Genomic DNA, 13,631 nt, shown 5'->3' on the forward strand with positions numbered 1-13,631 from the left:
ATGATTTCAAAAAATAAAATTTTAAGCTTGCTAATAATCTCATTGTTTTTATTGGTTTCTTTTAAAAAAGAAGAACCTGTAAAAATGAATGAAATTCAGGTTATTGGCAGTCATAATTCATATAAAATTGCTATTGAAGAGCCGCTGTGGAATTATTTGTTTCAACGGGATTCGGCAGCAGCCAAAGCACTACAATATACTCATATTTCGATTGAAAAGCAATTGGATTTAGGACTTCTAAATTTAGAATATGATGTGTTGTATGATCCAAAAGGAGGCTATTATTCGAATCCAAAAGGTTTGGAAATTGTAAAATCATTAGGGAAAGTGCCACTGGAATATGACACAGAAAATAAGTTGGCTCAGCCCGGATTAAAAATGTTTCATGTTCCCGATATCGATTTTAGAAGTCACTATTTGTTATTTAAAGAAGGATTATTCGCTTTAAAAAAATGGTCGGATTTGCATCCAAATCACACGCCCATTTTTATTTTGATAAATGCCAAAGATGATAATAATAGAAAATTACGAGAGCCCTTGCCTTTTACAAAATCGGCTTTAGATAGTATTGATATTGAAATCCGTTCGGTTTTTGAGGATTCGAAATTGATAACTCCTGATTTGGTTCGGGGAAAATTCAATACCTTAGAAGAGGCTATTTTAAAAAAAGGATGGCCTGATTTGAATGCTGTTAAAGGGAGATTCCTTTTTGTTTTGGATGAAAATGAAACTAAAATTAATCGCTATCTTGAGGGACATCCGAGTTTAAAAAACAGAGTGTTGTTTGTAAACAGTAAAGAAGGAAATCCTGAAGCGGCTTTTAGAGTCATAAACGACCCGATTAAAAATTTTGATTACATCAAAGAATTAGTAGCCAAAGGTTATATCGTTCGCACTCGCGCCGATGACGGTACAACGGAAGCCAGGACGAATGATTATACTAAATTCGAAAAAGCAAAAGCATCGGGAGCACAGGTCATTTCAACTGATTATTATATGCCATCAACACTTTTTAAATCATCTTACAAAGTGAGTTTTGACAATAACCGTTACGAAAGAATTAAAAAAAGAAACCATGTTCAAAAATAAGTTTACTACCATTTTTCTAGTCTTTATTTTTCTTTTTGCCAACGCAATAAAGGCACAAAATAGCAATTTTACGATTGTTTCAGGAAATCAAAAAGCGAGTATTTTAGTTGAAGATAAAGAACCAAAAGTGGTTCATATCGCTTCTAAAATGTTGGCTGATGATGTGTTTTCTATCAGCAATCAACGATTGGCAATTGCGAAAAATAGTTCAGGAATAGTAATTATGGCAGGAACTATTGGACAAAGTAAATGGATAGATGCTTTGGTTTCGAAACAAAAAATTACTATTACTGATGTAAAAGGAAAATGGGAAACTTATAAAATTCAAGTAGTCGAAAATCCAACAGCAGCCATTAAAAAAGCATTGGTTATTGTAGGTTCTGACCGAAGAGCTACAGCTTATGGTTTGTTAGAAATTTCAAGAATCATAGGCGTTTCTCCTTGGGAATGGTGGGCTGATGTTACGCCAGACAAAAAAGACGATCTAGTCTTAAATATTGAAACGAAAACCTATGGTTCGCCATCAGTGAAATACAGAGGAATTTTTCTAAATGATGAAGACTGGGGTTTGCAGCCCTGGGCAGCTAAAACTTTTGAACCGGAAACGGGAGATATTGGCCCAAAAACCTATGCTAAAGTTTTCGAATTGTTGTTGCGTTTGAGAGCCAATACCATTTGGCCAGCGATGCATAAAAGCACCAAAGCTTTTTATTCATTTCCAAAAAACAAACAAGTTGCTGATGATTATGCCATTGTGGTAGGAACTTCGCACGCTGAACCGATGTTGAGTAATATTAACGCAGAATGGAATCATAATACAATGGGTGAATATCGTTATGATACCAACTCAGGAGTGATCAAAGATTTTTTCAGGAAAAGAGCCAAGGAAACAGCTGCTTTCGAAAATATTTATACTGTAGGAATGCGTGGTGAACACGATTCGCCGATGATTGTTGGCGAAGACGATTCGGATTCTCAGGTTAAATTATTAGAGCAAGTAATTACCGATCAAAGAGCGATTCTGAAAAAAGCCACAGGAAAAGAACCTAAAACCATTCCGCAAGCATTTATTCCTTACAAAGAAGTATTGGATTATTACCAAAAAGGATTGCAATTGCCGGAAGATGTGCAACTGGTTTGGACGGATGATAATTATGGATACATTCGTCAATTGAGTAATTTAAAAGAGCAAAAACGTTCTGGTGGCGCGGGGATTTATTACCATACTTCCTATTGGGGACGTCCGCATGATTATTTGTGGTTGAATTCGACTAACCCGGTTTTAATGTGGGAAGAAATGGCAAAAGCTTATGAATTTCAATCCCGCGATTTATGGATTTTGAACTGCGGAGATATCAAACCACATGAATACAATATCGAATTGTTTTTGGATATGGCTTGGCATATGACTCCTTTTGCTAAAAGCCAAAGTGTAAAAACACACATGCAAAACTGGGCTTCGAGAGAATTTGGAACTCAAAACGCTACTCAAATTACTGATTTGTTTTTCGAATATTATCGTTTGGCTTTCCAGCGTCGTCCTGAGTTTATGGCCTGGAATCAGGTAGAACCGGAAACCAAATCAAAACCAACGGCGCTGACTCAAATCCATTATGGAGATGAGGTTTCGAAAAGGATTGACGAATACCAAAATTTGATGAATACTGCCGAAAAATTGCAAAAAGAGATTCCAGCAAATCGTCAAAATGCTTTTTACGAATTGGTAACTTATCCTGTTGTTGGCGCAGCGAGTTTAAATCATAAATGGTTGTATTCGTATAAAAATAAATTTGTAGCCGAACAAGGAAGAGGAAGTGCTGCTTTTTTTGCTTCAAAAGCTGAAGAAGCTTATAAGCGAATTCAGAAAGAAACCAACTATTTCAATGACGAATTGGCTAACGGAAAATGGAAACATATTATGAGTATGTCGCCACGTTATTTGCCTGTTTTTGGAGAAACCACAGCAACTACTGCGGTTGCAGGAACAAAACCTGAATTGAAACTGGCTCTGGAAAGTTATGAAATGGAAGTCAACCATAAAACGGAGAATTCCTATGCCGATGTTTTGCCTGTTTTTAACGCTTACATAGACAATCAGTATTATATTGATGTTTTTATGAGAGGCGCTGGCGAAATTTCCTGGCAAGCAAAACCAAAAGCCGATTGGATTAAAATTTCGCAACAACAAGGCGTTTTGGATAACGATAAAAACAGTCAACAACGCATTTGGGTAAGTATCGACTGGAGTAAAGTTCCAAAAGGAGAAAATAAAAAAGAAGCCCCATTAGGACACGATTACCAATTGATTCCGCCAAGTTATAAAGTCAATTCGGCAATCGATTTTGTGAGTAAAGACACTTTAATCACTATTGGGATTTCGGCTTTTAATCCAAAGTTTGAAGCATTAGAAAATTACAAAGGTTTTGTGGAAGACAAAGGATATATCTCGATTGACGCAGCGAATTTTTCGAACAAAAAAGAAGGTGCAGCAGCCCAATGGGAAACTTTTGAAGGTATTGGATATGCAGGAAAAGTAAGTGTGGCTTTGCCAAGAACGGCTAATTCTGAAGTGGATTTAAAAAGCATAAAAGATAATAGTCCGCTTATGGAATATGATTTTTATAGTTTTAATTTTGGTCAAGCCAATGTAAAAGTACAAGCCATTCCAACGCATGCTTTTTACCAGGGAAAAGGAGTGCGATGTGCTGTAGCTATTGATGATGCTGAGCCTGTGATTTTAGATTTTCAAACTTTTGGAAGAAGTGATGAATGGTTACAAAATGTATTGAAAAATGCGGCAGTAAAATCGGCAGCACAAATTATCAATAAGGCAGGAAAACATAAATTGAGAATCTGGATGGTTGATCCCGGAGTAATGATTGACCGCGTTTTAATTGATTTGGGAGGCTGGAAGGATTCCTATGCTTTTCCAGCAGAAACAAAAATGTAAATTTTGAAAAATACTATATTGAATGAACTATTGTAAGAAAGTAATTGTGGGCTTGACTATTGTTTTGACCGTTGTTTCTTGTACTTCGGTCAGGGAATTAACACCTAAAAGCACTCAAGTTGCATTCTTATCTGATGTTCATTTACTGGATATTTATGGGACATTTTCCGATTCAGATTATAAAGGAGTGCAGAATCCTTATGATGGGAAATATACTTTGGCGCGAACTATGAAATCCCAATTGCAATCCACCCGATTGTTTAACGAAAATTATTTTGCTTTTATTGCTGCATTGGATGATGTGGCAAAACGAAATATAAAGACGGTTCTTCTTCCTGGAGATTTTAGTGATGACGGACAACCCATAAACATTCGGGGATTAAAAAAGATTCTGAATGAGTATTCCAATAAATACGGCATTCATTTTATAATTACCACAGGAAATCACGATGTTGCAAAACCCTTTTTGACCGATTCCGGTAAAACTGATTTTCTGGGCGAAGGAGGAAAAAATCAAGTGATAATGAGTAAAGCGGGAATGTACGTTCCTAAAAGTTCTGATGAACTTCCTGCGGTGATTACAAAAGATATCGGGACGATGGGCTATGCCGAAGTTTTACAAGAACTAGGTGATTTTGGTTTTTTTCCAAAGAAAACCGATTTGTATTGGGAAACTCCTTTTACCTCATACAATCCAGATAATTATACTTTCGAAAAAGCATTGGAGCAATCCACAATCGAAAAAAGAACTTATGCTATTCCGCCCTACAATTCGCAAATTCCCGATTTAAGTTATTTGGTAGAAGCCCAAAAAGACGTTTGGTTTTTAGCCATTGATGGCAATGTGTATGTGCCCAAAGAAGAGGCAAAGGAGCATCCGAAAAATCCATTAAATTACAATAGTGCCAATATTGGTTACAACCAAGTTTTAACGCATAAAAAACATTTAATTGCATGGGTGACTAAAGTGGTTCAGGAGGCAAAAAAAAGAGGCAAAACTTTAGTTGCGTTCAGTCATTATCCGATGATTGAGTTTAATGATGGTGCTTCAGCTATGATGAAAGCATTATTTGGTGAAGATAAAATGCAGTTGCATAGAGTTCCAAGTGAAGAAGTGGCACAAATTTTTGCGGAAGCCGGAGTGCAACTTCATTTTGCGGGACACATGCACATCAATGACACGGGAATCAGAAAATATAAAAATGGAAAGGGATTAGTGAATATCCAGATTCCGTCGTTGGCGGCTTATATTCCGGGGTATAAAATCCTGACGATTCAAAGTAAAAATAAGATGCAGATAAGTACAGTTGCTATTGATTCGGTGCCTGGATTTAAAACGCTTTTTCCTTTGTACGAACAGGAATATGCTTATTTAAAAAGTACTGGAAATCCGGATATTTGGGATAAAGGAATCTTAGAAGCTAAAAATTATCATGAATTTACGAATTGGCATCTCAAAGAACTCGTTCGAACACGATTTCTAAAAAAGGATTGGCCTGAAGATTTTAAAGATTTCCTGTTGAAATCGACAGCAAAGGATTTGTATGCTTTTGCTAATATTTCTCATTCAAATCAACAGAAATTTAAAGATAAAAGCTGGACAGGTTTTGATTTGATTTTCGATTTTTATCGACTGTATTCAGCTGATGAACTGGCGTTAAAAGACATTGGAGAAGAGCGGATTCGTCAATATAAAATTATTATAGATTCATATAGTAATCATTATAAAAAAAAGCCGAGACCTACTGTCTTAGAAACTTCGTTTTATGAATTTTGTTCCATTTTTAAAAGTTTTCTAAATGGTGCTCCATCAGATAATTTTATCATAAATTTGAATAGAAATACTATCCACAATTAATTTTGTGCTAAACCACTTTATTTATGAAATCTAAATTGATTATCATTTTAGTTTTTTTTATTTCATTCTCTACGAGTATTGGGCAGAATATAAAATTCGAACATTATAATGAGAGTAATGGACTTTCGTATAATTCGGTGAGGCATATTGTTCAGGATAAGAACGGTTTTATGTGGCTGGGTACTTTTTTTGGACTGAACAGATTTGACGGCTATCAGTTTAAACCTTATATGAGTTCGGAACTGGGTAAGAACAAACTGTATAATGATGATATTACCGCTTTAGAACTTGATGAAACTTCTAATAATTTATGGATAGGAACCCGAAAAGGGCTTACCTTGTATAAAATGGATACGCATGTTTTTAGTACTTTTTTTAATGAAAAAAACAATCCAAATAGCTTGCCTGAAGATGAAATTCGTGCTGTTCATGTAGATAAATTTAAAAGAGTTTGGGTAGGTACAATGAGTAAAGGACTCGCTGTTTATTATCCTAAAGAACAACGGTTTTCTAAAATAAATATTAAAGGTTTTGAGTATGTAAAAGAAGTTTTTCAGGATAAAAAAGGAAATATTTGGGTAGGAAGTTTTGGCAAAGGTTCAGTAGCTAAAATTATACTGGGAGCCAAGGGTGAGATTTTAAAAATAACTACTTATGGTTTGTCTATCCCTAATTCGAATCAAAAAAATCCTTATATCAATTTCATTTATGAAGATTTTAAATCGGATATTTTTGTTGGTACAAGAGAAGGTCTTTATAAGTTAAACAAGTCAAAAAACACATTTGAGAATCTTTATATTAAGGATGCGGTTTTAAGAAATAAATTAGGACCTTATTTTATTTCAATTGCCCGTGCTCCCGACGGTAAATATTGGCTTGGAACTCTTGGAGGACTTTTGGTTTGTAATCAATTAGAAGATATAGCTACGGGTAATTTTCAAAGGTATTTCTCCAAACTTACCGATGATAATTCACTGGTAGGAAACTTAGTGAATTCCTTGTATTTTGATAAATCAGGGGTGCTGTGGATAGGTACAGAGGATGGTTTAGATAAATATGATCCTTATGGAGATCAGTTTAAAATTAACAAAGATATTTCATTGTATAATGACAATCAAAAACCTAATATCCGTGGTTTTGCTAAAACTTATGACGGCAAAGTGATTGTGGCTACAAGATACAATGGGCTTTTTGTTTCCAGAGAAAAGTCATTTGTTCCATTGTTCAATAACAGATATGATATTGCCAGTATTTATTCTAATGACGGAAAGCTGTTTTACTGTGGTTTGTGGGATGGTAAAATATTGGTTTATAATTATTTGTCCAATAGTTCCAGATTAGTTGATATTGGGGTGAAAAGTTCGCCTATAATTTCTTTTTTAGTAGCCGATGACAATACTTTGGTAGTAGGCTCTTTTGGGGAAGGAGCTGTAATTTTAGACGCAAAAACTTTAGAAATTAAAGTTCCAAAAGGTGTTTTGTTGTCAGATTTTCAGATTAATAAGATAAAAACAGATCGTTTTAAGAATTTATGGTTTGCAACTGAAACTGGGGTTGCAAGATATAATGTAAAGAGCAGAAAACTCAAACTGTATTTGAAGGGTGAGCATGAAAAAATAGGACTGCCTGCCAGTCATGTGAGTGATATTTTAATTGATGTCAATGGAGATATTTGGGTGGCAACAGTCAAAGGTATTGGCCTTTATGATGCCAAGAAAGATAATTTTGTTCCTGTTTTAGAGCCTAAAGAACTGCATGGAAAATGGATTACCGACTTAGAAATGGATAATGATGGCTATTTGTGGTTAAATATCAACAATAACAGTATTGCCAGATATAAGAAAAAGTCAAAGAAAATAAATATTTATTATGTTGATAGCGGTAATAGACTAGATGTTTTTAGTTCTAAAGGATTTTACAGTTTAAATAACTCAACTATTTATTTAGGAGGCAAAAATGGAATCATCTATTTTTCGGCTGATAAAATTAAAGAGAATAAAATAGCGCCTTCGCCAATTATAACAGAGTTTAAAGTTCAAAATGAAGAGGTGTTTCCTGGCTTAGAAATCAATGGTCAGATTCCGTTTTATAAGGATATTAACATCCATAAGGAAGTGGAACTTAATTATGATAATCGCAATTTTTCCATTCAGTTTTCGGCACCTTCTTATACTAATGAGCGACTGAATACCTTTGAGTATATGCTGGAAGGTTTTGATAAAAACTGGATTACTACCACTAGCGATGCCAGAACTATTCAATATACTAACCTTAATCCTAACGAATATACATTTAAAATAAGAGCTAGTAATAGTGATGGAATTTGGAGTAAAACGGCAGCTTACAAAATTACTATTCTGTCTCCTTTTTGGACTAATACAAAGATTTTCCTGTTGCTGATTTTAATACTTTCGGTGTCTTCATATTACATCCGAAAAGAAATTAAATCCCGTCTTAAGCTAAGACAGGCACTTTTGTTAGAGCGTGTAAAACGCGATAGTGACGAGCGTCTATCGAATGAAAAGCTACAGTTTTTTACTAATATTTCACATGAATTAAGGACACCATTAACATTGATTTTAGGCCCGGCCAAGCAATTATTAGAACAAAATGACGGCGTGGATTATGATAAATCCAAAGTTCATTTGATTTATCAAAATGCCAGTAGATTGTTGTTGCTGGTAAACCAAATTTTAGATTTTAGGAAAGCACAATCCGGAGAATTAAAATTAAAAGTGTCCAAAACAGAAATTGTTGCTAATACGCAAACCGTTTTTGATTCCTTTACACAATTGGCACAGGACAAAGAGATTAATTTTAATTTTAACTGCGAACTTGAAAATCTCGAAGCCTGGATTGACGTAGATAAATACCATAAGATTCTCTACAATTTACTTTCGAATGCGTTGAAATTTACCAATAACTATGGTACAGTGGAATTGTTCATCGGAACAAAAGAAAAAGAGGGTGAAACAATATTGGTTGTTGAGGTAAGCGATAATGGAATAGGTATTCCACTGGAAAGCCAGAAAAAGATTTTCTCCAGATTTTATCAGGTTAAAACCAGTAAAAAAAATAATACCGGATCGGGTATTGGATTGTCTTTAGTTATTTCATTGGTTGAGGTTCACAGAGGGCAATTGAAATTAAAAAGTGCTCCTTTGCAGGGAAGTGTTTTTACCTTGGAATTGCCTGTGTCTAAAAGCAGTTATAAAAAATCGGAAGTTTTTGATATTGAATACAAAGAAACCGAAGTGGCTTATGAAGCCGCAGATAAAATAAAAAAAGGCAATCAAAGTACAGAGTTGAAACAAACTGTTTTAGTTATTGAAGACAATGCCGAGTTGCGCTTTTTTATAGTCGAATATTTATCTGAATTTTACAGAGTGTATCAGGCAGAGAATGGTGATGAGGGCTTGAATCTTTGTAGAAAAATTAAACCGGCACTTTGTGTGGTCGATGCAATGATGCCGGTTATGGGAGGATTTCAGTTTGTTGAGGCCTTAAAGAATGATGACGATATTAGTCATACAGCATTGATTATGCTGACTGCTTTATCAGAAAACGAAAATAAAATTAAAGGATACAATTTAGGTGTAGATGAGTATATGGTTAAACCATTTGATCCTTCTTTATTAAAAACCCGAATTGATAATATTATTAGAACCCGTACCGAGTTAAAACAAAAATTCTCCGGCGAAATTGAAAGTGATGTCTCAACATTGACGCATTCACAATTAGATATTGATTTAATTTCGAATATTACCGATTTGATTGAGCAAAATATGAGTGATCCCGAATTGACGGCAAACTTCCTTTGTGCTGAATTAGGGATGAGTTCGTCTAAATTGTATCGAAAAATCAAGCAATTAACCGATTTGTCACCTAATGAGTTTATTAGAACGGTTCGTTTGAAAAAAGCGGCGCAGTTGTTAAAATTAAAAGTGAATAATGTTTCGGAAGTGGCTGATAAAGTGGGTTTTAATGATCCGCTATATTTTAGCAGGTGTTTTAAAAAACAGTTTGGATATTCGCCAAGCCGATTGATTAAGTAGTTGTTTTTTAATAATTTAAATTTTGTTAGTATGGCTTTTAAATATTTCGTTATCTAAGTTCATTTTTAACGAATATTCAATAAAAATTGCGTTTTGGCATAATTTTGGCTGATTATGTTGGCTAATTTTAGAATTTAATACATACATTAGCAGATGTTAAATTTAAAAGTCTAATTTTTACAAAAACTGTTTATTTTTGTTAGATTTTTAAAATATTGAACAAAATAGTTGTGTTTCGATTATTAAGAATTATATTTGTGTAATCGATTACAATTTTTTTTGTTGTGATTATTCTCTTTTTGGTATTAATTTATTGAATAATAGTGTTTTGCGCTTTATTTTTGGATATAGCGCTAATTTTTTTGCCTTTTTCTAAAACGATTTCGGTAAAAAAACAACAAGTAATGAATATTTAACTTTAACTAAATTTATAAACATTTTAATTATGAACCAAACAAACAAAGCTGTTGGAAACTATCGCTGGACAATCTGTTCGTTATTGTTTTTTGCAACAACTATAAATTATTTAGACAGACAGGTTCTTTCTTTAACATGGAGTGATTTTATAGCTCCTGAATTTCATTGGACTAATAACGATTACGGAAATATTACCGCTTTGTTTTCGATTTTTTATGCAGTTTCTTTATTGTTTGCCGGGCGATTTATCGATTGGATGGATACTAAAAAAGGTTTTCTTTGGGCTATTGGAGTTTGGTCTATAGGAGCTTGTTTGCATGCTTTTGCCGGAATTGCAACTTCTGGTATTATTACCGGAAATTGGTTTGTAGGTTTTGAGGGGGCTAAGGAAGTTATTGGAACTATTGAAGATACTGCATTGGTAATTAATGTAAGTGTGACTTTGTTTATTTTTGCGCGTTTTGTTTTGGCAGTAGGAGAAGCAGGGAACTTTCCGGCGGCTATTAAAACTACGGCTGAATATTTTCCTAAAAAAGACAGAGCTTTTGCTACCAGTATTTTCAATGCCGGGGCAACTGTAGGAGCGTTGGCGGCACCAATTACAATTCCGTTTATTGCTAAGTCTTTCGGGTGGGAAATGGCGTTTATTATCATTGGAGCTTTAGGTTTTGTATGGATGGGATTTTGGATGTTTATGTATGATAAGCCTGAAAGACATTCAAAAGTAAATGCTGCCGAATTAGAATACATTCAACAAGATGTTTTAGCTGATAGTAAAATAGAAGGTTATGTTCCTGAGAATACGGATAAAGTTTCTTTGGCAGCTTGTTTTAAATACAAACAAACATGGGCATTTGCTTTTGGTAAGTTTATGACCGATGGTGTTTGGTGGTTTTTCTTGTTCTGGACACCTGCTTACTTGAGTTCTGTTTATGATATGGATTCTACAGAGGCTGCTTTTCCTTTATTTGTATTGTATATGATTACTTTGTTGTCTATCATTGGAGGTTGGTTGCCAACTTATTTTGTAGAGAAAAAAGGAATGAATCCTTATGAAGGAAGAATGAAAGCGATGTTGATTTTTGCTTTTTTTCCATTGTTAGCTTTAGTTGCTCAACCATTAGGATATATTTCATATTGGTTGCCGGTAATTATTATTGGTATTGCAGGAGCGGCTCATCAGGCTTGGTCAGCGAATATATTTACAACTGTAGGGGATATGTTTCCTAAAAAGGCAATCGCTACTATTACCGGTATTGGTGGTTTAGCAGGGGGAATTGGTTCTACAGTTATTAATAAAGGTTCAGGAGTTTTATTTGATTATACCAAAGAAACGGATATGGTTTTCATGGGCTTTAAAGGAATTGAAGCAGGTTACTTTATCATCTTTTCTATTTGTGCAGTTTGTTATTTAATAGGCTGGACGGTGATGAAATCTTTAGTGCCTAAATATGCTCCGATAACTGATTTGTAAAATTTGTTAAAGCTCTCTTGTGTCGTGCAAGAGAGTTTTTCTTTTTTTAACTTTTTATGAATAACTTGTTTTTATAAAAGTTGATGTAGAAATAAATTAAATTAATACCTTTGTAATCGATTACACTAAACACAAAATAATTATGACAAAATACAGTTCTAGATACGCATCTAGCCCTCAAGCGGTAAAAAAATATGATACAAAAGAATTAAGAGAAGAATTCTTAATTGATGATTTAATGCAAGAGAATGAAATTGTATTGACTTATTCACATTACGACAGATATATTGCCGGTTCAGCTGTTCCAGTAGCTGCTGATTTGGTTTTAGAAACTATCGACCCTCTTAAATCAGCTTATTTTTTAGAGCGTAGAGAAATGGGAATCATTAATGTTGGAGGAAATGGTTCTGTTGTTGTTGAAGGAGAAACTTATGAACTAGGTTTTAAAGATGCTTTGTATATAGGTAGCGGAAATAAAGAAGTGATATTTAAAAGTGCTGATGCTAAAAATCCGGCTAAATTTTACATCAATTCTGCTCCGGCTCACACCACTTATCCTACTGTAAAAGTGAGTTTGGCAGAAGCAAACAAATTGCACTTAGGTACAATGGAAACGGCTAATCACCGTACAGTGAACCAAATGATTATTGGAAGTGTAGTGACTACTTGTCAATTACAAATGGGAATGACTGAATTAAATCCGGGAAGCGTTTGGAATACAATGCCAGCGCACGTACACGATCGTCGTATGGAAGTTTATTTTTATTTAGATATTCCGGAAAATCAGGCGGTTTGTCACTTCATGGGTGAGCCACAAGAAACAAGACATATCTGGATGAACAATCATCAGGCAGTTATTTCTCCACCTTGGTCTATTCACTCAGGTTCAGGAACTTCTAATTATACTTTTATCTGGGGTATGGCAGGTGAAAACTTAGATTACGGAGATATGGATGTTTGTAAAATCACTGATTTAAGATAAAAAAATGACAAATTTATTTGATATAAAAGGAAAAGTTGCTCTTATTACTGGAAGTACTCATGGTCTGGGAATGGCTATGGCTAAAGGTTTAGGTGAGGCAGGTGCAACCATTGTTGTTAATGGGAATTCCTCTCAGGAAAAAATTGATGCAGCTGTAAAGGAACTTCAAAGTGAAGGAATCAATGCAGTGGGGTGTAAATTTAATGTAACGGAAGAGCAGGAAGTTAAAGCTGCTGTTGCAAAAATTGAAAGTGAAGTTGGACCTATTGATATTTTAATTAACAACGCCGGAATCATTAAAAGAATTCCATTGCTGGATATGGAGGTTGCTGATTTCAGAGAAGTGATTGATATTGATTTAGTAAGCCCGTTTATTGTTTCTAAGCATGTTGCAAAAGGAATGATTGAAAGAAGACAAGGGAAAATCATCAATATTTGCTCAATGATGAGTGAGTTAGGTAGAAATACTGTTTCGGCTTATGCTGCTGCAAAAGGAGGTTTGAAAATGCTGACTAAAAATATGGCAACAGAATGGGCTAAATACAATGTACAGATTAACGGAATTGGTCCTGGATATTTTGCTACAGAGCAAACAAAACCAATTAGAGTTGACGGTCATCCGTTTAACGATTTTATCATTAGCAGAACACCGGCAGCTAAATGGGGAGATCCGGGTGATTTAGCCGGAGCGGCAATCTTTTTGTCATCTAAAGCGAGTGATTTTGTAAACGGTCACATTTTATACGTTGATGGTGGAATTTTAGCTACCATTGGTAAACCATCAAATGAAGATTAATATTTTAAGA

At 34.5% G+C, this 13,631-nt stretch carries 7 protein-coding genes; all 7 read left to right on the forward strand.

What is annotated here, in order from left to right; translation table 11 throughout:
• The 7 genes from BIW12_RS10090 (at position 1) to BIW12_RS10120 (ending at position 13,621) form a co-directional block, all read left to right on the forward strand.
• Complete coding sequence (locus BIW12_RS10090; protein WP_071185008.1) at positions 1-1,089, forward strand: phosphatidylinositol-specific phospholipase C1-like protein; 1,089 nt, start codon at positions 1-3, stop codon at positions 1,087-1,089.
• Positions 1,076-4,039, forward strand: coding sequence for a glycosyl hydrolase 115 family protein (locus BIW12_RS10095; RefSeq protein WP_071186301.1), 2,964 nt, complete (start codon positions 1,076-1,078; stop codon positions 4,037-4,039). The genes BIW12_RS10090 and BIW12_RS10095 overlap by 14 nt, the downstream gene beginning before the upstream one ends.
• 22 nt (positions 4,040-4,061) lie before the next feature.
• Positions 4,062-5,897 (forward strand): metallophosphoesterase family protein, encoded by a 1,836-nt coding sequence (locus tag BIW12_RS10100; RefSeq protein ID WP_071185009.1) that lies wholly within the window; start codon positions 4,062-4,064, stop codon positions 5,895-5,897.
• A 23-nt stretch (positions 5,898-5,920) separates the two neighbouring features.
• Positions 5,921-9,952: a hybrid sensor histidine kinase/response regulator transcription factor gene (locus BIW12_RS10105; protein WP_071185010.1), complete on the forward strand. Its 4,032-nt coding sequence runs from the start codon at positions 5,921-5,923 to the stop codon at positions 9,950-9,952.
• Between the two features lie 445 nt (positions 9,953-10,397).
• A complete protein-coding gene (locus tag BIW12_RS10110) occupies positions 10,398-11,843 on the forward strand; it encodes an MFS transporter (protein WP_071185011.1) in 1,446 nt (481 codons plus the stop codon).
• Between the two features lie 142 nt (positions 11,844-11,985).
• Positions 11,986-12,825 carry a 5-dehydro-4-deoxy-D-glucuronate isomerase gene (gene kduI / locus BIW12_RS10115; RefSeq protein ID WP_083382094.1) on the forward strand — a complete coding sequence of 280 codons (840 nt, stop codon included), beginning with the start codon at positions 11,986-11,988 and terminating at the stop codon, positions 12,823-12,825.
• Positions 12,826-12,829: 4 nt separating this feature from the next.
• On the forward strand, positions 12,830-13,621 hold the full coding sequence (locus BIW12_RS10120; protein WP_071185013.1) for a gluconate 5-dehydrogenase: 792 nt from the start codon (positions 12,830-12,832) through the stop codon (positions 13,619-13,621).
• Positions 13,622-13,631: the final 10 nt, after the last annotated feature.

The organism is Flavobacterium commune, assembly GCF_001857965.1.
Taxonomy (GTDB): Bacteria; Bacteroidota; Bacteroidia; order Flavobacteriales; family Flavobacteriaceae; genus Flavobacterium; species Flavobacterium commune.

Coding starts and splice junctions, on each gene's coding strand:
- BIW12_RS10110 (WP_071185011.1), top strand. CDS start 10,398: ATGAACCAAACAAACAAAGCTGTTGGAAACTATCGCTGGACAATCTGT.
- BIW12_RS10120 (WP_071185013.1), top strand. CDS start 12,830: ATGACAAATTTATTTGATATAAAAGGAAAAGTTGCTCTTATTACTGGA.
- BIW12_RS10100 (WP_071185009.1), top strand. CDS start 4,062: ATGAACTATTGTAAGAAAGTAATTGTGGGCTTGACTATTGTTTTGACC.
- kduI (WP_083382094.1), top strand. CDS start 11,986: ATGACAAAATACAGTTCTAGATACGCATCTAGCCCTCAAGCGGTAAAA.
- BIW12_RS10090 (WP_071185008.1), top strand. CDS start 1: ATGATTTCAAAAAATAAAATTTTAAGCTTGCTAATAATCTCATTGTTT.
- BIW12_RS10095 (WP_071186301.1), top strand. CDS start 1,076: ATGTTCAAAAATAAGTTTACTACCATTTTTCTAGTCTTTATTTTTCTT.
- BIW12_RS10105 (WP_071185010.1), top strand. CDS start 5,921: ATGAAATCTAAATTGATTATCATTTTAGTTTTTTTTATTTCATTCTCT.